At 56.2% G+C, this 24,327-nt stretch carries 26 protein-coding genes; 16 read left to right on the top strand and 10 right to left on the bottom strand.

Features of this window, described 5'->3' with window-relative positions; all coding sequences use genetic code 11:
- The first annotated feature begins 125 nt into the window (after positions 1-125).
- From C5Y96_RS21710 to C5Y96_RS21695, 4 genes are all read left to right on the top strand, one after another.
- A complete protein-coding gene (locus C5Y96_RS21710; RefSeq protein ID WP_105357759.1) occupies positions 126-548 on the top strand; it encodes a carboxypeptidase regulatory-like domain-containing protein in 423 nt (140 codons plus the stop codon).
- Positions 549-643: 95 nt separating this feature from the next.
- Positions 644-1,195 (top strand): GNAT family N-acetyltransferase, encoded by a 552-nt coding sequence (locus C5Y96_RS21705; RefSeq protein ID WP_105357756.1) that lies wholly within the window; start codon positions 644-646, stop codon positions 1,193-1,195.
- 57 nt (positions 1,196-1,252) lie between these two features.
- Entirely contained in the window at positions 1,253-1,660 is a 408-nt protein-coding gene (locus tag C5Y96_RS21700; RefSeq protein WP_105357753.1) for a hypothetical protein, read from the top strand.
- A gap of 110 nt (positions 1,661-1,770) precedes the next feature.
- Positions 1,771-3,261 carry a caspase domain-containing protein gene (locus tag C5Y96_RS21695; RefSeq protein ID WP_158261357.1) on the top strand — a complete coding sequence of 497 codons (1,491 nt, stop codon included), beginning with the start codon at positions 1,771-1,773 and terminating at the stop codon, positions 3,259-3,261.
- A gap of 45 nt (positions 3,262-3,306) precedes the next feature.
- Here C5Y96_RS21695 and C5Y96_RS21690 read toward each other — a convergent pair whose 3' ends face one another.
- From C5Y96_RS21690 to C5Y96_RS21680, 3 genes are all read right to left on the bottom strand, one after another.
- A complete protein-coding gene (locus tag C5Y96_RS21690; protein ID WP_105357748.1) occupies positions 3,307-3,954 on the bottom strand; it encodes a hypothetical protein in 648 nt (215 codons plus the stop codon).
- A 116-nt stretch (positions 3,955-4,070) separates the two neighbouring features.
- Positions 4,071-4,400: a hypothetical protein gene (locus C5Y96_RS21685; protein WP_105357745.1), complete on the bottom strand. Its 330-nt coding sequence runs from the start codon at positions 4,398-4,400 to the stop codon at positions 4,071-4,073.
- A gap of 354 nt (positions 4,401-4,754) precedes the next feature.
- Entirely contained in the window at positions 4,755-6,026 is a 1,272-nt protein-coding gene (locus C5Y96_RS21680; RefSeq protein WP_146115760.1) for a hypothetical protein, read from the bottom strand.
- 309 nt (positions 6,027-6,335) lie between these two features.
- On the opposite strand from C5Y96_RS21680, the gene guaA reads away from it, so the two are divergent.
- The 3 genes from guaA (at position 6,336) to C5Y96_RS21660 (ending at position 10,288) form a co-directional block, all read left to right on the top strand.
- Positions 6,336-7,919, top strand: a complete 1,584-nt coding sequence (guaA, locus tag C5Y96_RS21675) for a glutamine-hydrolyzing GMP synthase (RefSeq protein ID WP_105357743.1) — start codon at positions 6,336-6,338, stop codon at positions 7,917-7,919.
- A gap of 370 nt (positions 7,920-8,289) precedes the next feature.
- A complete protein-coding gene (ettA, locus tag C5Y96_RS21665) occupies positions 8,290-9,963 on the top strand; it encodes an energy-dependent translational throttle protein EttA (RefSeq protein ID WP_105357741.1) in 1,674 nt (557 codons plus the stop codon).
- A 130-nt stretch (positions 9,964-10,093) separates the two neighbouring features.
- Complete coding sequence (locus C5Y96_RS21660) at positions 10,094-10,288, top strand: hypothetical protein (protein WP_105357740.1); 195 nt, start codon at positions 10,094-10,096, stop codon at positions 10,286-10,288.
- Between the two features lie 122 nt (positions 10,289-10,410).
- Here C5Y96_RS21660 and C5Y96_RS21655 read toward each other — a convergent pair whose 3' ends face one another.
- Positions 10,411-10,662, bottom strand: coding sequence for a hypothetical protein (locus C5Y96_RS21655; protein ID WP_105357738.1), 252 nt, complete (start codon positions 10,660-10,662; stop codon positions 10,411-10,413).
- 72 nt (positions 10,663-10,734) lie between these two features.
- On the bottom strand, positions 10,735-11,550 hold the full coding sequence (gene proC, locus C5Y96_RS21650) for a pyrroline-5-carboxylate reductase (RefSeq protein ID WP_105357735.1): 816 nt from the start codon (positions 11,548-11,550) through the stop codon (positions 10,735-10,737).
- Between the two features lie 173 nt (positions 11,551-11,723).
- On the opposite strand from proC, the gene C5Y96_RS21645 reads away from it, so the two are divergent.
- Positions 11,724-12,104, top strand: coding sequence for a hypothetical protein (locus tag C5Y96_RS21645; protein WP_105357733.1), 381 nt, complete (start codon positions 11,724-11,726; stop codon positions 12,102-12,104).
- Positions 12,105-12,214: 110 nt separating this feature from the next.
- Here C5Y96_RS21645 and C5Y96_RS21640 read toward each other — a convergent pair whose 3' ends face one another.
- Positions 12,215-12,829 carry an SMI1/KNR4 family protein gene (locus C5Y96_RS21640; protein WP_105357730.1) on the bottom strand — a complete coding sequence of 205 codons (615 nt, stop codon included), beginning with the start codon at positions 12,827-12,829 and terminating at the stop codon, positions 12,215-12,217.
- A gap of 318 nt (positions 12,830-13,147) precedes the next feature.
- A complete protein-coding gene (locus C5Y96_RS21635; protein WP_105357727.1) occupies positions 13,148-13,828 on the bottom strand; it encodes a hypothetical protein in 681 nt (226 codons plus the stop codon).
- Positions 13,829-14,036: 208 nt separating this feature from the next.
- Here C5Y96_RS21635 and C5Y96_RS21630 point away from each other — a divergent pair, with 208 nt between their 5' ends.
- Positions 14,037-14,948 carry an endonuclease/exonuclease/phosphatase family protein gene (locus C5Y96_RS21630; protein ID WP_233199046.1) on the top strand — a complete coding sequence of 304 codons (912 nt, stop codon included), beginning with the start codon at positions 14,037-14,039 and terminating at the stop codon, positions 14,946-14,948.
- Positions 14,949-14,967: 19 nt separating this feature from the next.
- On the opposite strand, the gene C5Y96_RS21625 is transcribed toward C5Y96_RS21630, so the two are convergent.
- Both C5Y96_RS21625 and C5Y96_RS21620 read right to left on the bottom strand, forming a co-directional pair.
- Positions 14,968-15,660: a trimeric intracellular cation channel family protein gene (locus tag C5Y96_RS21625; RefSeq protein ID WP_105357724.1), complete on the bottom strand. Its 693-nt coding sequence runs from the start codon at positions 15,658-15,660 to the stop codon at positions 14,968-14,970.
- A 74-nt stretch (positions 15,661-15,734) separates the two neighbouring features.
- Positions 15,735-16,985, bottom strand: a complete 1,251-nt coding sequence (locus C5Y96_RS21620; RefSeq protein ID WP_105357722.1) for a hypothetical protein — start codon at positions 16,983-16,985, stop codon at positions 15,735-15,737.
- Between the two features lie 146 nt (positions 16,986-17,131).
- On the opposite strand from C5Y96_RS21620, the gene C5Y96_RS21615 reads away from it, so the two are divergent.
- The 7 genes from C5Y96_RS21615 to C5Y96_RS21585 all read left to right on the top strand — a co-directional run bounded on the left by C5Y96_RS21615 (position 17,132) and on the right by C5Y96_RS21585 (position 23,487).
- A complete protein-coding gene (locus C5Y96_RS21615; RefSeq protein ID WP_105357719.1) occupies positions 17,132-18,523 on the top strand; it encodes a hypothetical protein in 1,392 nt (463 codons plus the stop codon).
- 154 nt (positions 18,524-18,677) lie between these two features.
- Positions 18,678-19,517 carry a hypothetical protein gene (locus tag C5Y96_RS21610; protein ID WP_105357716.1) on the top strand — a complete coding sequence of 280 codons (840 nt, stop codon included), beginning with the start codon at positions 18,678-18,680 and terminating at the stop codon, positions 19,515-19,517.
- 240 nt (positions 19,518-19,757) lie between these two features.
- Positions 19,758-20,732: a DUF1559 domain-containing protein gene (locus C5Y96_RS21605; RefSeq protein WP_105357713.1), complete on the top strand. Its 975-nt coding sequence runs from the start codon at positions 19,758-19,760 to the stop codon at positions 20,730-20,732.
- A gap of 65 nt (positions 20,733-20,797) precedes the next feature.
- The gene (locus C5Y96_RS21600) at positions 20,798-21,223 is read left to right on the top strand and encodes a hypothetical protein (protein WP_105357711.1); all 426 of its coding nucleotides are present in this window, start codon (positions 20,798-20,800) and stop codon (positions 21,221-21,223) included.
- Positions 21,224-21,244: 21 nt separating this feature from the next.
- On the top strand, positions 21,245-21,709 hold the full coding sequence (locus C5Y96_RS21595; protein ID WP_105357709.1) for a hypothetical protein: 465 nt from the start codon (positions 21,245-21,247) through the stop codon (positions 21,707-21,709).
- A 248-nt stretch (positions 21,710-21,957) separates the two neighbouring features.
- Positions 21,958-23,007: a DUF1559 domain-containing protein gene (locus C5Y96_RS21590; protein ID WP_105357708.1), complete on the top strand. Its 1,050-nt coding sequence runs from the start codon at positions 21,958-21,960 to the stop codon at positions 23,005-23,007.
- A 69-nt stretch (positions 23,008-23,076) separates the two neighbouring features.
- Positions 23,077-23,487 (top strand): carboxypeptidase-like regulatory domain-containing protein, encoded by a 411-nt coding sequence (locus C5Y96_RS21585; RefSeq protein WP_105357707.1) that lies wholly within the window; start codon positions 23,077-23,079, stop codon positions 23,485-23,487.
- Between the two features lie 121 nt (positions 23,488-23,608).
- Here C5Y96_RS21585 and C5Y96_RS21580 read toward each other — a convergent pair whose 3' ends face one another.
- Positions 23,609-24,268, bottom strand: coding sequence for a toxin-antitoxin system YwqK family antitoxin (locus tag C5Y96_RS21580; RefSeq protein WP_105357706.1), 660 nt, complete (start codon positions 24,266-24,268; stop codon positions 23,609-23,611).
- Positions 24,269-24,327 lie beyond the last annotated feature (59 nt).

Genomic DNA, 24,327 nt, shown 5'->3' with positions numbered 1-24,327 from the left:
GGAAGAAGCTCGTCTTTTAGGGTGAGCACCGCCTCACGGGGCGTCAGCAAGGGATCTTCGCCAGGAGAAGCCCCGGAGTTCGTCTCGCCGCGTTTCCCACGGTCGGTATTCGAGGAAGTGAAATCATGAATTGCCTGATCGCATCGCGAGCAAGCTTGTTCCTGGTCTGTCTGGCGATCGCCACGGCAACCCTGGGTTGTTCACGGCTTTATCCGATCAAGATTAGCGGCCGAGTCACCGATGCCCTCACCGGCGACCCCATCCCAGGCGTCGTCGTCGGAATCAAAGGCAGTGCCGAAGGAGTCACCCCGGTGGTCACCAATTGGGACGGACGGTTTTCGCTGCCAATGGTGGCAACCGGCCTGGAGTTCTCGGGCAGAGCCCCCGATTGGAAGCTCGTTTTCAATTCCACGACGCACAAGAACACGAACAGCCAAATCGACTTCTCGCTTCTTTCCAATGACCCGGAATCAATCGACGCCGTGATTGTTATGCAAAGCATGATCCGCCGAGACACCCCAGCCGCCGCCCCGGCGAACGGAACCTAAGCAAGCCCAAGCGGCAACATCGCGAACCATTTGCCATTGGCCTGGCACTGTTGAGATAATCAAACGCAACAGCACCCCCGCCAAGGCAACCTGCGATGTTCTCGTATCAACTCGACACCAACCTCCGGCTCGAACTGCTCACACGGCAGCATGCGCCCGAGTTGTATAACGCCGTGAATGAAAACCGGCAGCACCTCAGCCCCTGGATGCCGTGGGTGGCAACCACTCAGTCGGTCGCCGATGTCGAGTCCTTCATCGCCACAACCCGCCAGCAGATGGCTGAAAACAACGGCTTTCAAACGGCCATTCGCGCCGGGCAGGAAATCGTCGGAGTCATCGGTATGCACAAGATCGACTGGCCCAACCGGTCGACCTCGCTCGGCTATTGGCTGGCCGAAAAGCACCAGGGCCAAGGCATCATGACCAAGGCCTGCTCGGCGTACATCACCCACGCATTCACCGAACTTGACCTGCACCGCCTCGAAATCCGCTGCGCGACCGAAAACACCAGAAGCCGCGCGATCCCCCAGCGACTGGGCTTCACCCAGGAAGGAACCATCCGCTCCGCCGAATCGATCGACGGACGCTACCTCGATCACGTCGTCTACGGGCTGTTGGCATCGGAGTGGCAAGCGAGGCAGGCATAGCCATATGACCGGGGCCGTCACGATGCAGAGATCACTCGATGCACCAAGGCAAACAATATGAACCGATTTAATCTTCGCACTTTCTTTGTCATCGTCGCGTTCATCGCGTTGATGTTCGGTTCGTTTTCGCTGCTGCCGCAGTTTCCGCGCCTGAAAGAGGTGTTCTCCGTTTGGGTTCTTAGTGGCTGCTGGATCATGGGCACCCTCGGTGCATTCATTCCGGTGGTCGTCAAGCAGCGTTTCTGCAGCAACCGGTTCTGGTACGCGCTGATGGCCGTCTCGTTTGTCGGTACCTGGTCTGGCTTCTGGTTGCTCTACTTCTGGTGTCTGCGAGAAGTGAAACGTTCGCCCCAGTACCCCGGACTGGGTGCCCTGCTGTTTCTAGGTGCCGCCGCGATTGGCTCCGGCGTTATTGCGTTTGTGGTTGGCTGGTTCGTTCCGAGAGAACGTAAACAGGCCGAGTAATAACACTGCCCTGTTCGACTCTCCCTGCGACCACACTCGCTTCAAAGACCCGCTTTTCGGCGTTACAATGCGTGATTTCCCAGTTTGCAATCCCGCAAATATGAGCCATCGTGAAACTTGCTATCCTCATCGCGATTGAACAATACGCCGATTCGCGGATCAAACGTGCCCGCTATGCGGAAAGCGATGCCACCGCCCTGGCAGGCGTTCTCCAGCAGCATGAGTTCGCGGGTGCCGATCGTGTGGTCATCCTCAGCAGTGAGGCAACTCACAAGCAGGTCAAGTCACGCGTGCAGCGGGCCATCAAGGGGCTGCATCACGATGACGAACTGTTCGTCTATTACGCCGGCCATGGCTTCTCGAAAAAAGGGGTGAACTACCTCACCTGTCACGACACCAACCCCGATGACCTGACCCGCACCAGTATCAAGCTGGCCTGGCTCTTCGATCAGTTTCAGAAGTCGGCCTGTCAGCAGGTCGCCTTCTTTCTCGACGCGTGCGAAAAGGGCCTGCTGACGACCGATGATCTGCGTGATCGCTACGCGCCGCTAAACGATGCTGAACTCGAAACCTTCTTCGGTGCCAGTCAGCACCGCGCCTGCTTCGCCTCGTGCAGGCCCGGCGAAACGTCGCATGCGAACGCGAAGCTGCGTCACGGAGTGTGGGCGTATCACCTTATCGAAACGCTCGGCGGCAATGCTCCCCGGGCCTTGGAAAGGAGCAAGTCGCTGACGGCCGGGTCGCTGCAAAACTATTTGCAGCAAGCGGTCCCTGGCACCCTGCGAACGCTCTACGCGACCAAGCGCGTTCAAACGCCGTGGTACGTTGATTCATCCGAGGGCGAGTTCCTGCTGGCCGATATGACCGAGCTTCTGGCCCAGCGAAAAGGGACCGCCAAGGCCGACGCAGGCACCGTACGTAGTGTAACCCTTCTGGCCAAGAAGGCCGTTCGCGTGCGTAACCTGGCAGGCTTCCGGCGTAGTAATCACACCGTCCCTACCCAAAACAATACCGCGGCCGACGCGTTCCTTGCCAAGATCGCGAAGGAGGAAATCGACGAGGACATCAACACCGTCTTCCGCAGCCTGCGAGATCTCTTCCGCTTCAAGCGAACCGCGATGAACGTCAGCAATCACGGCGACGGGACCGCCACAATCATCACGCCGTACTTCAACTACTCGATCGCCGTTCATCTCGACGAAAACGATCCCTCGATGGCCATCTGGCTGCGTTCCGTCGACGCCATCAAAGAGCCCGATCAGATCTTCAGCGAACCATTCGCCCAACTGTTCGATCAGGTTTTCAACACCGTCGTCTTCGAGATGCCTCAGCGGGCAGAGTTAACCGAACTGATCGACCGACTCGAAGACTTCGAGGACGACCGCATCACCCTCGATTACGATCCCGACGTAACCTACTGCAGCGTGAGCATCGCCGGCATCCCAGGCAAAGTCAGCGTGACCCCCAGCCAGCTGTCGATCACCCACAAAAAGCCCGCCAGCCCCCGCACGCTCCTCGAATCGCTACTGGCAATCCAGGAAATGTTTGTCGACCGACACGATGTCCCGGCGATTTCGTTTCGTGATACGACGAAGGATTAAGTTGCCAGGGTGCCAGGCTCACGTCTTCGTGGGCCTGGCACCCTGCTAGTCAAAACAATCCATATCACAGAGGTCCATGAGATTCCCAAGTCGCCAGACGTCAAGAGTGTGTAATGACTTGCTGTCCGATAGCCATTGGGAAATCCTCGGCCAGTCGTGATTCTCACCAATTCGCGTCGCGATACTTGTGAGCCATTCCTGCTCACTTCGTGAAGAGCGTTCGAAGAAGTGCAGCATTTTAGATTCATTAGGGAACCTTTCTCCAAAGTACAAAGCTGGTCCGATGATATAGCGTAGGTCTTTGGGTAAGTCCCAGTTCCAAGCGTCCTTCTGATAAAGAAAGGGTATTTCGACGCCTCGCAGTATCTCGTCAAAAGGAGGCATGCCATCTTCGGCTAGTTCCATCAGGAACCAAAGGAGTTGACGAATTGAATCTGCGACGTGTCTCTCCGTCTCAGTGCCATGGCTTACCGACTCGCACCAATCACCGATGACGGACATCTCTCCTGGGGATACGATCTTTCTGCAAGTTTGCTCAAAGACGTTTCGTTGCTGTTGCGACATGCGTTCCACGAAGCGGACGTGGCGTTTAAGCGTTTCATCATAAGGGCAAATTAGGTTCGCACTGTATTTCTCGGAAGCTTCACGGAGATATTGCAGAGGATCTGGGGCAACATTCCATCGGTCATCCATTGGTGTTTTCCTACGGAAAAAGCTAGTTGCGTTGGCTGGGGCAAGACCCACCGATAGCAATCCGCGGCATAATGCTTAGCGGTGGTTGGTTCGAGGTGTCTTGGCATGGCACCCGGCTATTGATCTCGAATAGCCATAAATAGAACAATCCCGATGGGTGCTATTAGCAGAAAAAACCTCCATGCTAAACCTCTAATTGAATCGTTCAATATAAATCCACGCAGCGCAAAAAGCACACCTACTGTACCCATATTCCACGCAAAAAGTCGTGTAAAGGCAGCCTCGGCAAATTCACCCAAATCAGCTGGTGAAAATGCCGAAACCAAGACGATTTCTACTACAATAAGGCTTCCTATCAGAGAAATTGGATGCCTGCTAAACTTGGCGACGAATAACAACAACGTAAGTAACACACACAGGAACACGCTGTACGCAACGATTAACATTCCTATTTCCGCCGATGATTATTTGCCCTGTTGAAAACCAATCTTCCGTATGCGATTCCCCGGCGCTAAATTATAACGCATGAATGTAACCGTCCCCCGAACCACATCTTCCCACGCATGGTAGCTTGTTCTTTGTAGCAGGGTGAGTTTTTCTTATCGGGAGCCAGGGTGCCAGGCTCACGTCTTCGTGGGCCTGTCTTACACCCTTGTCTTGCGTCATACGGCTGAACTTTTATCGTGATACTTTGTTGACCCGGGCTCCGTCATTCGACGCTTCGCATACCCATGCGGACGTGGGCAAGGCACCTAGCTTTCTGGGGAATAAGCGGCCTATTGGTCGTCGAACTTAGGCATTCATTCTTCAACGTTAGTCCCTTTCGCGGAACGCATTCGCCAGCATACCAGGTACACGACCGCTGGCAGCAAGACAATCGTCGACACCGCGTGGATGGACCAACGCCACCAGGCCGAGACATGGTGCATAGACTCTGGGTAGTGTTCCTGCTTCGCAATCCAAGGGCGGGCAACATGGGCGTAGGTCACCATGAGGTCGCCGATGGGGAGAATGCCTCCGGCGTATTGCTTTTGCCCATGAGTGGTCCACGGCAGGCCGACCGCTTCGCCTGTAACGGCAATCGCATCGGCTACCGAATGATCGCCATAGATCTGGGCGATACCCATCATCAACACGGTGGCCGATAAACTTCGTCCGAAGATCAGCGGTCCGCTGTCGACATCTCCGCTGCCGGAGATACCGGTGGGATACTCAAGTAAGCATGGGGCACCCAGTAACGTCGTCTGGAAACGCTCGCGAAAGATTTCGTACTGCTGTTTGGCGAACGCCGGTTCGATGTCGGGCAGCAGGCGGAGCATAATCATTTGCGAAGTTGCCCGAGCGACCCCGACTGCCTGGCCACTCGGTAATTCCGCCGTGTGAGGCAATAAACTAGTTTCGGGATCGAGTCGCTGGCTGGCTTCGCGAAGCCAGTGGTCGATGGTTTCATCGTACCGATTTTCGCCAGTCACATGATCGTAAACGCGCATCGCATGAATTGCCGGCACCGTATCACACGGCCAGGCCGATCCATAGTAAGACGCTAGAAATGGTGTCTGAGAAGTTTCGATCGCCTCGGCAATCGCATCGCATTCGTTTTGAAGCAACGCGAGTTGATCGACGTCGCTTCCCTGTTGGACCATGACTAAGCCAGCCCGCAACGAGCTTTTCCAAGCACAGTAGAACATGCCATGCCCCGGCGGCAATTGAACCGGGAATGGCCGACGCCCCTGTGCGGAATTGAGTTTGTCCAAACAGAGTTTGGCCTCGTCGGTGGCCTGGTCTGTATAAGTCGGATCACGCATTGCCAGTTCGACCCACGTCAGGCCATGAAAGAGATAGCTGAAGTAGAAGCCTTCCGGGAAATGTTCTTGCATCTGCGAGGCACTGCCTGCATCGAGCGCTGCCCGACTGGCGGCAAGCTGAGCTACCAACTCAGGCGGCACCTGGTCGACTTCTTTCACCAGCGGAGAGGTGCCATACAGCCGAACGTTAAAGTAGAAGACCGCCAGGGCAAGCAGTCCCCAAACGACCATCCGTCCCCGAGCGGCCCACTTTCGATATTGCTGCATGGATACGCCTATGGTTGTGTAGATGTCCGGTTGATCGTCCTGCCCAAGCATCATACCACAAACCCCACCCGAACGGGCGGATTCTGGCCTGCTGATTACCATGGTTCCCCTTACTGAAAACGGAACACTTAAAACTTCCCAAACTAAGGGCAAGGTTTCCCGCGAGTTCACCCCAAACGGGTTACGAGACGGTTGGACGGCTGCCAAAGTCGCGATATAATCGCCCGTTTCCATGTCCCGCCCGATAGTTTGGCGGGATTTTTCATTTCCCGGTCAGGCCCATTTGCCTGACGATCACGGACGGAAACCATGCCTGATACCGCCTCCGTCAGTTCCCCTCCGGCCAACGACATCTACTCGGAACGCGTGCTGGTGCTCGACTTTGGGTCGCAGTACGCCCAGTTGATCGCTCGCCGCGTGCGGGAACAGCACGTCTACTGCGAAATCGTGCGGCACGATATTACTGCCGAGCGGATCAAGGAACTGGCTCCTAAGGGAATCATCCTCTCAGGCGGGCCTTCCAGCGTATACGAAGCGGACGCTCCGAAGTGCGATCCCGAGATCTTTGACCTCGACATTCCGATCCTGGGCATCTGCTACGGCATGCAGCTGATGTGCGATCGGTTTGGCGGCAAAGTTCGTAACGCCTCGGCCCGCGAGTACGGCCACGCCCACATCAAAATCAACGACGCCAAAGACCTGCTAGCCGGTCTGCCTGACGAAACTGACGTCTGGATGAGCCATGGCGACCAGGTCGAGCAGATCAGCGGTTTGTTTCGCCCATTGGCTTCGACCCGTACGTGCCCCGTGGCCGCGATGCGTCACGTCGAGCACAAGCAGTACGGCATTCAGTTCCATCCCGAAGTCACCCACACGCCGCTGGGTAGCCAGATCTTGCGTAACTTCGTGATCACCATCTGCGGCTGCGAAGGAACGTGGAAGCTGGGTGACTTTGCCCGCGAAACAATTGCCCGCATTCGCGAAGAAGTGGGGGATGCCCGCGTCATTTGCGGCCTGTCTGGCGGGGTCGATTCGTCGGTGGTGGCCGCCCTGCTCTACCGGGCGATTGGCGATCAATTGTCCTGCATTCTGGTCGATAATGGCCTTTTGCGGAAAGACGAAGAGGGTGCGGTAATCTCCGAGTTTTCCTCGCACTTCAAGACCGACTTGCACGTGGTGAACGCGAAAGAGCGTTTCCTGACGAAGCTGGCTGGCGTGACCGAGCCGCAGGAAAAGCGGAAGATCATCGGCTACGAATTCATCGAGTGCTTCAAGGAAGAAGCGACCAAGATCAAAGACGCCAAGTTCCTGGCGCAAGGGACGCTTTATCCCGACGTGATCGAAAGTGGTGCCGCTCAAGACGGCCCGGCCGCGGTGATCAAACTGCACCACAACGTGGGCGGTCTGCCGAAGGAACTGGGCTTCGATCTGGTCGAGCCGCTGCGTGACTTGTTTAAAGACGAAGTCCGCAAGCTGGGGATCGAACTGGGGCTGCCGGAAGATATCGTCTGGCGGCATCCGTTCCCAGGCCCTGGCTTGGCGGTGCGTTGCCTGGGCGAAGTGACCGAGGAAAAATTGGCCGTGCTGCGAGAAGCAGACGCGATTGTGGTTAACGAGATCAAGTCGGCTAACCTGTATCGTTCGACCTCGCAGTGCTTCGCGGTGCTGCTGCCGGTGCAAAGCGTTGGCGTGATGGGAGATGCCCGCACGTACGACAACGCCGTGTGCGTTCGCTGCGTCGATACCGACGACTTCATGACGGCTACCTGGAGCGACCTCCCCTACGAGGTCCTGGCTCGCATCTCGACTCGTATTATTAACGAGGTCAAAGGGGTGAATCGGGTGTGCTACGACATCAGCACCAAGCCCCCCGCGACGATCGAGTGGGAATAAGCTTCCCGGTAGATGACGGCAAGAAACGAAAAAAGCGTGGCTAGGGGGACTAGCCACGCTGTTGATCGGGAAGGTGCGATTCAAATTCAGTTTTGGCGGGGCGAGGAAGGGGATGGAAATCCTCGAAACCGAATTCTTTTCGTACCGAAAAGATATGAGATTAGTGAGCGTTGGAGTGTGCTTCCAACACTTCGGATCGTACCAGAGAATCACCAGCTTGCAAGCATTAAAAACTAGCTGATGGTAGATTATTTTCCGGCGAAAAACGGTTTGTGGTGCCATGTTTTGCATAAGGCATCGCAGAAGCTTAATAGTACGGTAAAGCGCAAGGACTAGTAACTTTCCCATAAATCGGGATTAGGCGATTTCAATGAGCAAGAAATACATCTTCCAGATGGAACAGTTGACCAAGAAGATTGGTCCTCGCGAGATACTAAAGGAAGTCTGGCTAGCATTCTATCCAGGGGCAAAAATTGGCGTTCTTGGTCGAAATGGGGCCGGTAAATCGACCCTGCTCAAGATTATGGCCGGGATCGACAAGGAATTTGACGGAGAAGCCCGTCTTAGTGATGGGTTTACGGTGGGCTATTTGCCTCAGGAGCCAAAGCTCGACGAAAGCAAGAATGTCCTCGAAAACGTCGAGGAAGCGGTCGCCCAGCGCCGTGGTTTGCTCGATCGCTTCAACGAAATCACCGGCAAACTGGGGGAAGATCTGCCTGAAGACGAGATGAACGCCCTCTACGAAGAGATGGCGACCTTGCAGGACAAGATCGAAGCGACCAACAGCTGGGAACTCGATCGCGAGATCGAAATCGCCATGAGCGCGATGAACCTTCCCGAGCCGGAATCTGGCGTCACGAACCTGTCTGGTGGTGAACGCCGCCGTGTGGCTTTGTGCCAACTGCTGCTTCGCAAGCCTGACCTGCTGCTGCTGGACGAACCGACGAACCACTTGGACGCCGAATCGATTCTGTGGCTCGAACACCACCTGGCCGATTACCCCGGCACGATCGTCGCCGTGACCCACGATCGTTACTTCCTGGATAACGTCGCCGGCTGGATTCTGGAACTCGACCGCGGCAAAGGCATTCCTTTCGAGGGGAACTACTCGTCGTGGCTGGAACAGAAACAGAAGCGTCTGGCCGTCGAAGAGAAGCAAAGCGAAGCTCGCCAAAAGACCCTGGCCAAGGAACTGGAATGGATTCGCTCTTCCGCCAAGGCGAAGCAGTCCAAGGGTAAGGCACGTATCAACGCCTACGAAAAGCTGGTCTCCGAACAGTATGATGACCAGCCCGACGAATTTGAAATCCAGATCCCCTCGGGCAAACGCCTGGGCGACCTGGTCATCGAAGTCAAAAGCGTCAACAAAGGGTATGGCGATCGGCTGCTGGTCGAAGACCTCAACTTCCGTCTGCCCCCTGGCGGTATCGTCGGCATCATCGGTCCTAACGGTGCCGGCAAGACAACTTTGTTCCGCATGCTGACCGGTCAGGAATCGCCTGACGCAGGCGAGATTGTCATCGGCGATACGGTCGAACTCGGTTACGTCGATCAGTCGCGCGATGCGTTGGATCCGGAGAAGACCGTCTTCCAAGAGATCAGCGGCGGCCACGATACGATCGAACTGGGCAAGCGGAAGATCAACGCCCGGGCCTATGTTTCCCGCTTCAATTTCAAAGGCCCCGATCAGGAAAAGAAAGTCGGTGTCCTTTCCGGCGGTGAACGCAACCGCGTCCACCTGGCCACGCTTCTGCGTCGCGGTTCGAACGTCCTGCTGTTGGACGAACCGACGAACGACTTGGACGTTGATACGCTCAGAGCGCTCGAGGAAGCCATTTTGAACTACGCCGGCTGCGTTGTTGTGACGAGCCACGATCGCTGGTTCTTGGATCGTATTGCAACGCATATCCTGGCCTTTGAAGGGGATGGTTACGTTCACTGGTGCGAAGGGAACTTCGATACCTACGAGCGTCAACGCAAGGAACGTTTGGGGGTTAGCGCGGATGAACCGCATCGGTTCAAGTACAAGAAGCTGCAGCGCTAATCGGCTAGGTTCGGACTAATCGCTAAAAGGTTAGTCCTTGACCAATCGACCAAAAACGTTTTTAACTAACACAATGATTCACAAGCCTGACATTGGCTCAGGCATCAGCAGTTCCTAGGAGGTTTTTACCGTGTCTATCATTCGCGTGGGTTCCACCGAAAAGTATTCTTCCGGTTGGGAGTCGGCTTTCGGTGCCGCCCCTGCCAAAAAGAAGTCCACCACCAAGAAGTCGACGAGCAAGGCCGCTGCGAAAACGAGCGGCAAGAAGGCGAGCACCGCTGCACCTAAGAAAAAGGCCGCCAAGAAGAAGGCTGCCAAAAAGTAGTCTGCTTCGCTGCCTGGTGGAAGGATCCGGGAAAGACGCTGATCTCTGATAAATAAGGACCTGGCCGGTTAGCGGTCAGGTCCTTTTTCTATGGCACATATGGCCTGGGTAATCCGTTAAGTTTAAGACCAGTTCTCGGAGTCGGGGCCCCCGGCATCCAGGTCGTCCCCGGTATGCCATTTTTCGAGAACCTTCAGGACTTCATCGCGTTCTTCGCGATTGGTCCACAGGGATTCGCCTTGTTCCAGGCGAACTTCATACCGGCCTTCGCATTGGCAATCGTCCTCACCACAGAAGTGTGGTACGTCTGAGATCCATAAGATGCGATAGATCGGTACGTGCTTGTCGTCGATGATGCAAAAGAGCGAACTCATGGGCGACTCCTTTTCATACAGGCAGTCTCTTTAACCATTTCATTATATTACTGGCATCGGCGGTTTGCGTTGTCAATCCTGCCCTAATTCTCGAGAACGCGCCGCCGCAGCCGAAATTGCGTCGATCACCGCCCCGCGGAAGCCCTGTTTTTCGAGCTCGTGCACGCCCGCGATCGTCGTTCCGCCGGGACTGGTGACATTATCTTTCAGGGCCGCCGGATGCTGCCCGGTCGCCAAAACCATTTCCGCAGCACCCTTTACGGTTTGTGCTGCCAGCTGCAGCGCGACCGATCGCGGCAAGCCCTGCCGGACGCCGGCATCGCTCATCGCTTCGATCATCATGTAGACAAACGCAGGCCCGCTGCCTGAGAGCCCGGTGACGGCATCCAGCAGCTTTTCCGGTACCTGGAAGGCCATGCCGGTCGATTCGAGCAGGCTTTGTGTGAGCTCGAAGTCCTGTGGGGCGAAGCCATCATTTGCGGAAAATGCGCAAGCTGAAAGACCCACCAGGCACGGCGTGTTGGGCATCACGCGGATGATCCGTTGGGTGGAAAATAGCGAGTTTAGCCGCTTTAGGGTGATTCCGGCCGCAATCGAGATCAGCAGGCACTTAGCTGGCACCTGGGTCAGCGACTGGGCGGCTTCGGCCATCATCTGCGGTTTGACCGCAAGAATGACGACATCGCTCTGGTCGATCACGGCCTGGTTGTCGTCGGTGGTCTTGGCACCGGAAATCTCTTGCTCGAAACGAGTTCGTGCGGCGGGATAGGGGTCGGCGGCGAGGATGTTCGCTGCCGGCACGCCCCCACGAGCGACAAAGCCATGGGCCATGGCCAGGGCCATCTGGCCAGCACCCAGAAAACCCACGCGGGGTGATTTCGTTGACATCAATGCTTCCTATTCAATTCCAAAGGTGCAGTCACTCTACGTAATATCGGTTGGGGGAACAATCGGCATGCGTGCTGGCACCTGGGTAAAAAATTGTTGAATTGATCTAGACACGGCCCACGGAACTTGACACTATCCGCCCCTGCCAAATTTCTACTGAGGGAGTCGGAGAAATGATTCGTAACAAACAATTGGTCATCTGGACACTCGTTTGCGTATGTGTGGTTTCCGTACCGACGATTGCTTCCGCCGAGTGGTACAACCCCATGAGCTGGATGAGTTCGTCTCCTAAAAAGAAGTCGAGCGGTCCCAGCACGCTTTCCAAAATCAACACGAACACGAAGAACTTCTTCTACAAGACGGCGGATTACATGAATCCGTTCAACGACGCCGACGATCACAAGAAGAAGGAGCGATACAGCTATAACGGCGGTTATCGCGGTAAACAGAAACAGGAAGAGCCCGGTTGGTTCGACTGGATGTATTCCGAACCGGAGCCAGGCCCGCCACAAACGGTCAGCGACTTCTTAGACCTGGAACGCGCCAAGTTCTAAGCAAGCGGCCCACCAGCCAATTCCCGGAAACCGCCCTGACTCTCCGCAGGGCGGTTTTTCGTGCGCGCACCGAGGCTTTCACAGGCCGATAACGCTTGTAACTTATCCATTCACCTTGCTTCAAACTGCTTGGGAATCCACTGAGCGGACGTGGAGCCATCGCTGTAACGCGTGTAACAGCCGGCATCGTAGAGGAATTGAGCCGGATCCTCGACGATTCGAGCCAGAAATTCGCTGAGCGACTTGGCGAATGCCTCTTCCGTGAAGTCATCGTGGTCGGCGTAGAAAACCTGGCCCCGTTTCGAACCGGAAATCTTCACCGTCAAGAAGTTGCCGGAATGAGGGATTTCGCCGAATGCCAAGGAATCGACGGCCGCTTCCGGCCACTCTTCAGGCTCGAAGCCCATGGCCGAGAACGACTCCTTCATCGATTGGGTGAGACGCTCCCACTGCTCGACTGGGAAGAAACGCAGTCCCTCCGCGTCCCCTTGGCGGTCTCGGTATAAAGTGAAACCATCGTGCTCGGAATAGAGGTCGACAAACGCATCGGCCTGGGGGCCGAGATACTCTTGCAGAAGTTGGATCGCGGTCAGGTCCGCAGGTGGCCCCAACGTGTGTGACAACGGAGCGATCAGGGCAAGTGATTCGGATCGGTCGCCACATTCATAGCAATGAAACATTGGTGAAGGGGCTTTCACGTGCGTCAAAAAGGATTCGACCGACATGGGGTTACCTTGTCTGGGGTGATGAGAGCGAATGATTCCATGGCCAGAGCAGGCTTGCCATCTTATTCGCTGGCTTTGCGGGGACCATCCCCCTGACAGGATGCAGGTTCCGATGCGGTACTTCGGCGAGCCGAAAGCGCGCAGCGAACGCACGCCCAAGCAGACTTGGGTGTGGCACCCTGAAGATTGCCAGTGATGTGCCGTAGTGTGCGCGCAGCATTTCGGCCGCCCTTTCAGGGCTTAGGATGTTTCTATGGAAACACTTTTCAGGGGCTGCCGCCCCTGGCTATGAACGGTCGCCCGGTTGGGGCTGACGAGTTACGGTGGTCCGCGCTCGCTGGCTTCGGATGATATTCCCGACAACACCCCGGGGGCCACGCCCAAGTCCGCTTGGGCGTGCTCTTCGATGGGTTGAACGGATGGTTTGCGCGGGTCTGCTGTGGTGGCTCCACTCGCACGCCCAAGCGGATTTGGGCGTGGTGCCCGGATGGTTGATTCGGTTTTGCGTCGTTCGGTTTTCAGTAGCTTCTTCAGCCGCTTGAATTCGCTCTCTTGGCGGTCGATCACCTTCAGGTGATACGTGATCCACTTGAAGGCCTGATCAAGCTGTTTGCCGGTGGGGACGGGGATTCCGTCGACTGCTTTGCCGGCCCATGTGGGAAGTGTCGGCTTCTGGGGACGTTGGGGTTGCGGCGGCCGTTTGGGTCGTTGTTGGGTCGCCGCAGGCGGCGCTTGGGTTCGTACGGGGAAACTGAAGTCAGGCATCACGCGGACGCATCCTTGGGAGGACGCTTCGCCGGTGGTGCCATCTTCGGCAGAGGGTTGCTTGGGCAACTGCTGTTCCGCCCAGCCCAGCTTCCCCACCACGTCGGCCGGCAGTTCGACGAGTGTTCCGCACGACGAACAGAGATAAACCTTCCCCGCGCGCACGAAGGCCTGCGGAAGGTTCTCTGGCGAGAACGATCCGTGGTCGTTCGGTTGTGCGCTGGGTGAAGACATTGGGGGGAACTCGTAGTGTTTGGGGAAGTGTTCCCATGCAGGAGGTCAGTGTAGCAAGATGAGTGAACACTTGTATAGTATCTGCGGAAAATTTTTCCCAAGTTTTTCCAAGAGGCGTTCGACCTTGTTTGGCCGTGTGAACCAACACTCAGAATTTGGTTTCATTCACCCGCCCTGCTCTTTAGAATTTGGCCAGGAATCCCAAACCATGCGTAAGAGAGTAGACACCATGACCAGCCAGCCTTCGAAGCCATCGATTACCCGTCGCAAGATGTTGCAGTTCTCGTCTGCCGCTGGCGTTATGTTGGCGACCAGCGGTGTGAGCCGTTTGTTTGCCGCCGACTCGGCGAAGCAGCCGCTGCGGGTGATTGCTTACAACGTGTACGAATGCACCGGCTGGCCGAAGGATCGGGAACTGGGGAAGAAGGCGACGGCACTGGGGCAAATGCCGGATCGCTTCGCCCACGAACTGGCCCTTTATCAGCCCGATATCATCAACTTCTCGGAATCCCCCAAGGAAGAAGTCGTGCAGGAAATTGCCAAACGTCTAGGGATGAACTACGTCCGCTTCCCCAGCGGCGGCAATTGGCCAGGCACACTTTTAAGCAAGTACGAGATTGTCGACGCGAAGAACGTGCCGCTAGTAAAGGGAGAGCGACCGAGCGATCTGTTCACGCGGCATTGGGGGCAGGCAACGGTGAAGCTGCCGGGTGGTGAATCGCTGGTGGTGCACTCGGCCCATCTGCATCCCAGTCCCGAGCCAGACACGCGGCTGCGAGAGATTCCACTGATGATCGAGTCGATGCAGAACGACCTGAACGCAGGCCGCTCGATGCTGTTGATGGGAGACCTGAATCACACGCCGGACGTCGAAGAGTACAAGCTGTGGATCGATGCCGGCTGGGTCGATACTTTCACGAAGGTAGGCGAAGGAGATGGCCTGACAATCAAAGCCGACACGCCAGATCGCCGCATCGACTACGTGATGGCCGCAGGCCCGATTGCTGAAAGGGTTCAAGAGTCACGCCCGCTATTCGAGGGTGCGTTCCGCGTGAATAATGCCGATTCGCAGGCCTTCGCCTTGAGTGATCATCTGCCGCAACTGGCGGTGTTTGAGTGATGAGGCTTGGGGGATGTGCTCAACTCCCCTGCTCTTCACTTCCATCGTTCGTGTTCGATTCTGGTCGCTTGCCAAACCGCAGGAACTCGCCGGGTGGGCCCGTTTGGATATCAAAGAGGATCGCATAGGCTCGCAGCGTGAAGGCTGCCCCGCAGGCGATGGCTTCGGAGGGGATCTCGGGCACTTCCAGGTAACGCAGTGTTGCGTAGCAAAGCGAACCCAGCAGCGCGACCGTGGCGTAGGGCTGCCCGCACGAGATGATCATGGGGACGTTGTTGGTCAGGACGTCGCGGATGACGCCTCCGCCGGTGGCGGTGATCATGCCCATGAAAACCGCGATGACGAAGGGGGTTCCCTGCTGTAGCGAGATGTAACAGCCGACCACGCCAAAGACCGACAGCCCCAGTGCGTCGGCCCAGATCATTTCTTTACGGTGCGAGATGTCGTGGCGGATGAAGAAGAACGTCGCCAGCGAGGCGGTCAGGCACAACAGCAGTTCGGTTGGGTCTTCGGTCCACCAGACGGTTCTGCCCAGCAGTAGATCGCGAATCGTTCCCCCGCCGATTCCGGTCACCGTTCCGACCATCGCATAGCCGACGATATCCATCCGGTACCGCGCCGCGGTGAGCGCACCACTGACCGCGAACACGACTTCGCCGAAATACATCATGACCAGAATGCTGGTGCTGAGCGGTTCGTGGGGCGTAAGCATGGGGGTTGGTCTCGTGGATCGCGATGGGCGATGTTGTCTGGGCTGCAATCTTATCTGCTAAGCGGTATCAAGCATTAACTCACCTCGAATCCATCGACGTCACCGTGGTCGTCGATGGCCAGTACCGCAAAGTCTTCGGTGACGTGCTTGGTTCCTGCTAAGTCGCTGTAGAGTTGTTCCGCTATTTGTCGGAGGACCGAAACGGTCAGTGCCGTTTCTTCGTCAAGATCATCGAAGGTGAAGCGGGCACTTAAACGCTGGTTGTACTCCGTTAGGAGCTTGGTGATCGGCCGCTTGAATTCAACACCGAGATCGTTGGCATACTCTTCGTAGTAGTAGCGATCTTCCGGCCAAGGATGGTCGTGACCGAGAACCGACACGTCGTGGGGCAAGCCGCAGTGGGCATGTTCGGCAGAGTAAACCAGAATCAGGCCGCGATATGGCTTGGCAGTTGCGCGCTTCTTGACGCTTTTGAAAATCGTATTGGCCGTCGTTTGCACCAACTCGGCGATCGTCTCTTCGATCGGACGTGATGGGAGCTTGTGAAAGCGTAACTCGTCGACCGCTTTCCCGTCGGGCTTGAATTCTTCGGCCTTCACCAGTTCGCCGTCGGGGCTGTAGCTGTATTCGACGCGACGACGTGAGTACATCGTCTCAATCAGGTTGTTCGTCAGTGCGTCTCCCTGGAGTGGTCGATAGTTTTGGCGGAGTTCGCTTTCCGGCTTGTCTTTCTGGTACCAGGGGAGTTCCGTCATGATCTGATAGCCCTGCTGAATCGACTCGACGCAGCGGCCGTCGGCGAAATCAAACCACTCGAGTTCTCGGAAGTGGGTTTCGTTCTCGCGAAGGTAGCAGGCCAGGCATTGGATGCGGCCGTTCTCGTCGTACCAATATCGCGAGAATTCGACCCGGTCTTGCCGAGGAAGCCGCCAAATCAATCGCCCTTTCTCTTCCTTCGACTCGTGAATTCGCAAACGATCGCAGTAGCCGCTGCCCCAGATCGATAGGTAGCCCCAGACGTGGTTTCTCGACAGGATAATGCGACCAGACTCGTCGAATCCATGCAGCCAGGCCTGGCTGTCCTGCGGGCTTGGGGCATCCTCTTTGAGCCAATGCCTGGTAAAGGGACGCCAAGGCTCTGCCACCGGCGTGGTATCGGCTTGTCCAAATAGTGGATGCGACGGGAACATGTCGTCGGTGGCAGATCGCCAGGTGACGATCGTGCCAAGAGCCTGTTCGACCTTGGCATCAAAATGACTTTGGTAGTCGTTCCAGGCCGTGTCTAGCTGGGAAATGAGCGGCTGGGGATCGTCATGAAAGTGCATGGTCGTTTTGTGAACTGGAAGCGGGACAGATTGAAGGACTTGTTCATTTCGTTTTCAGATGAAAATTCTCCTTCCCCACCGTTTTAGATCGGGTGGGTTAGCAGTCATAATAGAGGTATGCTTCGTACCCTGACCAGAGGTGCCCCGTGTCTGAATCAAACGTTAATCGTATTCCTTCGATCTCGCAGCTGATGGAACTGAGGCCGTTGAAGGATTTGGCTCATAAGGTTTCCAGCAGCACGGTGGCTGCTGGGGTGAAGGCCTATTTGCAGCCGTACCAGAAGATGGCCATGGAGGCAGCTCGGACGCTGCCGTATGCTTCGCTGCAGAGCCTGGCCAGCGAGATCTCGGACTGGATACTCGGCGAGCACGGGCTCAGCCGGCCTGAGGTGATCAATGCGACCGGGCAGGTGCTGGGGGCTGATTTTCCGGCTGGGCCGATTGCCGAAGAGATTCTCGTTCAGGCCCATGCCCGGCGTCATGACTATCGCCTGGCGAGTGCCCAGGAAAACTACCGCCTCGCCGTCGAGCAGCTTCTGTGCGAAATGACCGGGGCCCAGGCCGCGCTGATCGTCAGCGACCGTCAGGCAGCCGTCTATCTGTTGGCCCAGGCGCTTGGCGGTGCGAAGACCATGGTTCCCCGCTCGCAAATGTCGTCGACCTTCGACCAGATCGCGGTACCGAAGCTGCTCGAAGAAGCGGGCGTGCAGGAAGTGGGGTCGAGCAATGCAATCGATCTGGATGCGCTGGCCAGCGAGGTTTCCGGCAATGCCGAGCATCTGCTGTGGCTGGACAAAACCAACTTCGCGGCCAGTGGTGCCGATGTCTTCCCTTCAACGCTGGAAGCGATCGGTACGCTAAAGTCATCGGGCGTGAGTCTTTGGGTGGCACTGGGCGTGGCTGGGCTGCTGCCTGATGCGATTCACGAAGAGCTTGGCCTCTGCAGTGCGAAGCAGGCACTGAATGCCGGTGCCGATGCCGTGCTGGTTGGCGGCGGCTTTCTGCTGGGTGGCCCTGGCTGTGCGATCGTGCTGGGCAAAGCGGAATGTGTTTCTCAATTGGCGGAACTGCCAATTGCCGACTACTTGCAAGCTTCGCCGGCGAGCCTGGCCGAGTTGGAAGTGACGCTGCGAATTCATCAGTCGGGCGAACGGGTCGACGATCGGATTCCCGTGATGTCGCTGCTTTCCACTTCGGAAGAAAACCTCGATCTGCGAGCCACGCGGCTGGCCGAACAGCTTTCGGTTTCCCCTTGGATTGCCGAAGCGATAACGACCTCGGCCGAGGCGTTTGTCTTGCCTGGTAGCATCAAATTACCCACGCGACACGTGACGTTGAAGCCGACCCCTGAAGGGGCCGAAATGCTGCAGGCCCATTTGCAAGCGTTTCCGGCGGTGGCTTGCTGGAGCCAAAATGCGGAAGAAGTGGTGCTCGATCTGCGGTCTCTGTTCCCCCGAAATGACGCGCAACTAGTGAGCAAGTTAGTGCCGGAAAATAGTATCAATGAGGGGGATTGCATGGGAAATGCCGAAAAATAGCAAGAGTTGAAAGGCTAAATCGGCACTCTTGGATGCAAGATAACCCAAGATAAGGTAGCTTAGGCAAGATAAGCTATAAGCAGCGTGCGTGCTCTGTAGACGCTGCTTCTTCCTGTTCAGGTCCCCAATAGATATTCCTTTGTGAGATGGTTTGATGCTGCGAGCGGTTGCCATGATGTTCGTGCTGACATTGCCCATGTGGGGGCAAGCGCAGGAACTGCTCGTCCCGCATCAGCATCACGAGTGGGCCAGCTTTCCCGAGGGCTCGTGGAAGCAGGTCAAGCAGGTCACCGAGACCTTCAAGGAGGGGGAACTGGTTTCGTCGATGACGACCACCCTGACTATTCGCTTGAAGGAAGTGGGCAAAGACTACATTGTCCTCGAGCGCGAAGCGAAGTCGGAAGTGAGCGGCCAGGTCTTCGAGAAGCCGATTCGCGAATTCCGCAGCGGGCTCAATGGCCAAAGCAGCGGCCAGCGCGTGCGGATCACGCCGGGTGGCGAACAGAAGATTTCCATTCTAGGTAAGCCGTACAACTGCGAAGTGCGGCAGATGGAAGTCCTCGGCGAGCCGACCAAGATCACCGGTAAGGTCTTTTACAACGCGAGCACCCCACCGTACATCTTGCGGCGCGAGCATACGTTTAAGGCCGAAGGAGCCGAGGCCCCGCAGAAGGAGATGGTGGCGGAAGTGGTGGCCCTGAATAAGCCTTACCCAGTGCTGACCGAGATCAAAACGGTCGCGTTCATCGTGCAGAAGACCACCTCGGCCGACGAGACAACCGAAACCGTCGAAGCGCAATGCACCGAGGTACCAGGCTTCGTGGTGGGGACGTGGATGACCGCCTACGACGCCGCCGGCAAGCTCAAATCGAAGACGACCGTGCAGCTTCTGAACTACGAAGTCGCCACCGAGCCAGCCAACGCCACGACCTCGAAGACAGGCCTCTTCCGCAACAAGCGTCAACAACGACGCGTGTTCGACGACAGCGAATAAACTGCGTCGGATCGATCGGCCTGAGACATGCACGGCTCGGCTCTTCTTGCGATTATGCAGTCAGACTCAAGTTTATCGCGATTCTTTGCGATGATTTTCGTTCGCAACCTATTGTCGCTGCTCAATTTACGCAAAGGCATGTTGAGTTGTTGATCGGTGGGGCTTAGTTTATTACATAACTAGTAATTATTTCTTACTACTCCTTTGCCCCCGCCTATCCCCTCTTCAGGAGTTTCCATCATGCGACTCTTCCTTACGACGTCAGCGCGCCGCGCGTTTACTTTGGTTGAACTGTTGGTTGTGATCGCCATTATCGGGGTGCTGATTGCCCTGCTCTTGCCTGCCGTGCAGCAGGCCCGCGAGGCGGCTCGCCGGATGCAGTGCAGTAACCACCTGAAGCAGATCGGCCTGGCCGTGCACAATTATCACGACACCTACGGCAGCTTTCCGCCGGGGATCATCGTGAACTACAGCCGCAACGCGACCTGGGACGTGTTGTCTTCCCCCAGCGCGTGGAATTGGTCGGCCTTGATTCTGCCGTTCATCGAGCAGCAAGCGATGCACGATCAGTTGGGCATCACGCAGGGTGTGTATGCCGACGAGGCATATCAGGACCCAACTCGCTTACGGCTGATGCAAACGCCGATTGCCGGTTACCGCTGCCCATCGGACACGACCGAAGAATTGAACCCGCACTTGGGGTGGTCGATGTCGCGCGGGGCGAACGACATTGCCACGATGAACTACGTGGCCATGGCCCACTTCACGCGTGATACCAATGCCGGGCTGTTCGCTAACAACACCGACGCGCAAACCGGTTCGTTCATCGTCAGTCGCGGGCTGAAGTTCGCCGATATAACCGACGGTACCAGCAACGTGCTGGGCATGGGGGAACGCTGCAACCGCCTGGGCAACCAGCACTACCGGGCTGCCGTGTGGGCCAGTTCGGCGGCGACCACTCACTCGTGCGATCACCGTTACGACTGCATGGCTTCGACGGCCTTGTCCCCCAACTCGAATCACCCGGATAACTGGCGACTCAACGGCAACCTTTCCAGCAACCACCCCGGGGGCGTGATGGCGATGCTGATGGACGCGTCGGTCAGTTTTATTCCTGAAACGATCGAGCACGATCCGCTGCAAGATACTAATATCGATTCGGTGTACGAGAAGCTCGGGGCACGCAACGACGGCCAGCCGGTCGGCGAGTATTAAGCCGGGCGCGAATCGAAGCTATTCTTATTCTTCATTCATCTTGGTCCTTACAGGGATAAGATTCCATGTTTGCAATGTTACTGAAGCATCGCCTGCTGGCGGTGCTGTTGGGTGTCGCGGCGATGTCGGCCATCGGTTGTGGCGGCGGCCAGTACGATAACCTGGGTGAAGTGAGCGGCACGATCACGCTCGATGGCGAGCCGCTGAAACACGCCGTGATCACCTTCCAGCCCACCGGCGGCCGGCCTGCCTACGGCAAGACAGGCGAAGATGGCAAGTACCGCATGATGTACACCGGCAGCCAGGCGGGCGCGACCGTGGGCATGAACAGCGTCACCATCACCAACGGCGGCGAGAAACGCGACGAAGAAACGGGCAAGGTGTGGTTCCAGAAAGAACAAGTACCAGCCAAGTACAACTCGAAGACCGAACTGGAATTCGATGTCCAACCAGGCTCGCAGACGCATAACTTTGAGTTGAAGAGCAAGTAAGGGGGCATAGCCCAAGCGAGAATGCGGCGAACACTCTTTATTCTGATTGCCGTGTTGGTGGTCCCGGGGCTGCTTGCCGTCGCGGCGCTGCTGATGAATAGCCCGGCCTTTGCGCCGTTTGTTGGGCTGCAGCAAAGTGGCGTCGGCTTTGCGATGGGGAATTCGCGAGTCGATGCCAGTTACGGCTACTTCGGAAACGGCGACCGACTAGCCTTTGCGATCATCCGGATCTACCCGCCAGGAGCGACCCAGTTGGAGATGCTCGATGATCAACTGGTCGACTACAACAGCGGCGGCGTGCCGCTGGTACGGGGCAAAGATGGCAAGATGCAGTTCGTCGCCCTCGATGGCATGGCCTACCTGATCGACGACGACGGCGTTTCCCGTTACCCCATCGAAATGGATGAACACACGGATACGGTCGGATTGACCAGGTGCAACACCAAGGCCGAGATGGAAGCCTACCTGCGGAAGTTCTCGCCGTAATGAGAGGTAAATTAAAAAGGAAGAATGCTTTTTCTTTCCCGGGAAGATCGAATCCGATAGATCGAGTTTCTTGTGGCACTGCTCCCCAAGATTCAATTGACAATGCGTTTTGAGTCATGTAACCTCGAACAAACGCACCCTGAAAATGAATATTGAATACACCCAATCCTCTCTTTTTGCGTCCAGTGATATCTCGGGATATTCAGGGCGATTCCTCTTCTATTATTTTCGACAGGAACACTGAATCGATGGGAAAAATAACAAGAGTTCGCGCTGGGCGACACGGCTTTACGCTTGTTGAGTTGCTGGTGGTGATTGCCATTATTGGGGTGCTTATCGCCTTGTTGCTTCCGGCCGTGCAACAGGCACGCGAGGCAGCACGTCGAATGCAGTGCAGTAACAACCTGAAGCAAATCGGTCTCGCCCTCCAGAATTATCACGATACGTATCTTGTCCTTCCGCCAGGCGGCATGCCACAGGGAACGACGGCCCATGCCGGCGAGCACCAGCCGTCATGGATTGTTCGCATTCTCCCCTTCCTTGAACAATCGACCATCACCAATCAAGCCGTCTTCGCGGGAACGGACTGGTCGGGACGCAATTTGGACGTCAACTGGAAACTCAAACACGACATCGTCATTGGTTCGCTGCTGTGCCCATCGAGCGATCTTGACCCGACACGACAGCAAGGCACCAACTCGGGCACGCAATCCCTCGGAGCCCCTGCGACGATCAACGTTCAGGTTGCCAGTTACGTTGCCATTGCAGGGGCAGGTCTGGAGCCTTCAGACCTCAGTACGGCTCCAGGCCGAAATGGCGTCGGCAGAATGAGCTTCAATGGTGCGATGCCGATCGTCAACATGGTCAATGGCATTGGTAGCAGTCCCCAACGGCAACAAGCGTTGTCGTTGGCTCAAATAACCGACGGTACGAGCAATACGTTTTGCGTCGGAGAGCAGTCTTCTTCCCTGCGGGAAAGTGGCAATCTGAGGGACTGCCGCGCCGGAAATATTGCCGGCGGCATGTGGTCGTCTGGCAGTGCCACGGCGGACTCCAATTCTCAGGCCTACAATACCACGACGATTCGCGAACCGGTCAACTGGCATCTTTACAATAACTACAGCTGCACCGCTTTTCACGCGCTGGCGAAGAATACCTCGATCCGGTCGAATCATCCCGGCGGTGCTCAGTTCGTCTTGCTGGATGGCTCGGTGCGATTCGTTACCGAGACGACCGATCTGCGTAATCTGCTTAAGCTTGCCATTCGTGATGATGGTCTCGTTCTGGGATCGAACTAATCGTGTGAACTTCCAACGATGGTGGAGACTTCTTCCATCAACACTCATGAAAGGTATGGAAAGTTCAACATGAATGTTCTTTCTCAATCGAAACCGTTCGCTCAGAAATACTGGGTGGCGTATCTGCTGTTGATCGTCCTGCTGGTCCCTTTGGCAGGCTGTCAACAAAGTGACGGACTCGCAGAAGTAACGGGCCGCGTCACCGATCGACAACAGCCAAAGGCGGGCATCGTCGTCATGTTTGTGCCGGAAGAAGGGGGAGGTGCCCCTGCCGGCGCGAATACCGACGCCAACGGCGAGTACCGCTTGATGTACTCCAACGGAAAACCTGGAACACAACCAGGCAAACACACCGTACTGCTCACCATTCCCGAGCCAACCGGGAAAGAGAGCAAACCGACCACGCGAGCCGGTTACAGCAAGGTGGTCGAGGTTGCCGAAGGTGAAAACACGATCGATTTCGACCTGGCTGATTTCTAGCCGAATCGGTTCAGAATATAAGTGGACGCAGAATATTAGGGGCGGGGGTATTTCGCAATGAAGACCCCCGTCTCCTTATTCATCGCCTTGTCTTCTCCAGGCGAAGCCGGTAGGCCTTCTTCTATTGCATTTTGAACAAATCTTGAGATGCGACATTCGTGGGCATTTCGTTGCCGTCCTGGTCGTAGTGCTCCAAGATAGGGCCATTCTTACCTTCGATCATTTCAATTACACCCTGTAGCTGCCCGTTCTTATAGAATACGGAACACAAGCCATGAGCCGTTCCGTTTACCATGGTCATGGAGAATTCAAGTGAGCCGTCCTGGCGATAGTACTTCCATTGACTATTTTCAATGCCGTGAACGTAAGACTTTTCCTGTGAAGTTCCATCAGGAAATTCAATAAACTCTTTCCCATTGGCAAGCCACTCGCCATTTTGCAGGTCACCTTCCTGGAAAATAAAACCCGTGCCCTCGATGGAGTGATCAGCCTTGTATCTCATTTTTCGTGGCTGTTGGGTATGGACGTACGAATACCCATAAAATGTCCTATCAATCCAGAGAGGTTCCTCCCGTATCCAATTTCCATCGTCGAATTCCAGTTCAGGAGGGAATGCGTACTCGTTGCTATTCAGTGTGATCACATGGACGCCGTCACTAAGGACTTTCGGCTGGGGAGGTTGGTCGACTAAACCTTGCGAGGGCTGTCCAGGTGAACTGGACGAACAGCCGGCCATCACGACCAACAGAGCAGCATGCAAGATGATTGGGAAATGACGCATGGTAGGCCTTGTTTAGCCGAATTCGAGTTAAAGGGAGCGGAAGTCTTCGTTCGGTTCCG

Source organism: Blastopirellula marina (genome assembly GCF_002967715.1).
In the GTDB taxonomy this organism is placed as follows: domain Bacteria; phylum Planctomycetota; class Planctomycetia; order Pirellulales; family Pirellulaceae; genus Bremerella; species Bremerella marina_B.
The sequence above is the reverse complement of the archived record's forward strand: the minus strand, read 5'-3'. Positions and strand labels throughout refer to the sequence as shown.

Excerpts from the sequence above, each read along its gene's own strand:
- C5Y96_RS21620 (WP_105357722.1), bottom strand. The coding sequence starts at position 16,985 with ATGCACTTTCATGACGATCCCCAGCCGCTCATTTCCCAGCTAGACACG.
- C5Y96_RS21605 (WP_105357713.1), top strand. The coding sequence starts at position 19,758 with ATGCGACTCTTCCTTACGACGTCAGCGCGCCGCGCGTTTACTTTGGTT.
- C5Y96_RS21640 (WP_105357730.1), bottom strand. The coding sequence starts at position 12,829 with ATGTCGGTCGAATCCTTTTTGACGCACGTGAAAGCCCCTTCACCAATG.
- C5Y96_RS21580 (WP_105357706.1), bottom strand. The coding sequence starts at position 24,268 with ATGCGTCATTTCCCAATCATCTTGCATGCTGCTCTGTTGGTCGTGATG.
- C5Y96_RS21610 (WP_105357716.1), top strand. The coding sequence starts at position 18,678 with ATGCTGCGAGCGGTTGCCATGATGTTCGTGCTGACATTGCCCATGTGG.
- C5Y96_RS21710 (WP_105357759.1), top strand. The coding sequence starts at position 126 with ATGAATTGCCTGATCGCATCGCGAGCAAGCTTGTTCCTGGTCTGTCTG.
- C5Y96_RS21625 (WP_105357724.1), bottom strand. The coding sequence starts at position 15,660 with ATGCTTACGCCCCACGAACCGCTCAGCACCAGCATTCTGGTCATGATG.
- proC (WP_105357735.1), bottom strand. The coding sequence starts at position 11,550 with ATGTCAACGAAATCACCCCGCGTGGGTTTTCTGGGTGCTGGCCAGATG.
- C5Y96_RS21590 (WP_105357708.1), top strand. The coding sequence starts at position 21,958 with ATGGGAAAAATAACAAGAGTTCGCGCTGGGCGACACGGCTTTACGCTT.
- ettA (WP_105357741.1), top strand. The coding sequence starts at position 8,290 with ATGAGCAAGAAATACATCTTCCAGATGGAACAGTTGACCAAGAAGATT.
- C5Y96_RS21600 (WP_105357711.1), top strand. The coding sequence starts at position 20,798 with ATGTTTGCAATGTTACTGAAGCATCGCCTGCTGGCGGTGCTGTTGGGT.
- C5Y96_RS21690 (WP_105357748.1), bottom strand. The coding sequence starts at position 3,954 with ATGGATGACCGATGGAATGTTGCCCCAGATCCTCTGCAATATCTCCGT.
- C5Y96_RS21655 (WP_105357738.1), bottom strand. The coding sequence starts at position 10,662 with ATGAGTTCGCTCTTTTGCATCATCGACGACAAGCACGTACCGATCTAT.
- C5Y96_RS21630 (WP_233199046.1), top strand. The coding sequence starts at position 14,037 with ATGCGTAAGAGAGTAGACACCATGACCAGCCAGCCTTCGAAGCCATCG.
- C5Y96_RS21635 (WP_105357727.1), bottom strand. The coding sequence starts at position 13,828 with ATGTCTTCACCCAGCGCACAACCGAACGACCACGGATCGTTCTCGCCA.
- C5Y96_RS21685 (WP_105357745.1), bottom strand. The coding sequence starts at position 4,400 with ATGTTAATCGTTGCGTACAGCGTGTTCCTGTGTGTGTTACTTACGTTG.
- guaA (WP_105357743.1), top strand. The coding sequence starts at position 6,336 with ATGCCTGATACCGCCTCCGTCAGTTCCCCTCCGGCCAACGACATCTAC.
- C5Y96_RS21595 (WP_105357709.1), top strand. The coding sequence starts at position 21,245 with ATGCGGCGAACACTCTTTATTCTGATTGCCGTGTTGGTGGTCCCGGGG.
- C5Y96_RS21680 (WP_146115760.1), bottom strand. The coding sequence starts at position 6,026 with ATGCAGCAATATCGAAAGTGGGCCGCTCGGGGACGGATGGTCGTTTGG.
- C5Y96_RS21705 (WP_105357756.1), top strand. The coding sequence starts at position 644 with ATGTTCTCGTATCAACTCGACACCAACCTCCGGCTCGAACTGCTCACA.
- C5Y96_RS21585 (WP_105357707.1), top strand. The coding sequence starts at position 23,077 with ATGAATGTTCTTTCTCAATCGAAACCGTTCGCTCAGAAATACTGGGTG.
- C5Y96_RS21645 (WP_105357733.1), top strand. The coding sequence starts at position 11,724 with ATGATTCGTAACAAACAATTGGTCATCTGGACACTCGTTTGCGTATGT.
- C5Y96_RS21700 (WP_105357753.1), top strand. The coding sequence starts at position 1,253 with ATGAACCGATTTAATCTTCGCACTTTCTTTGTCATCGTCGCGTTCATC.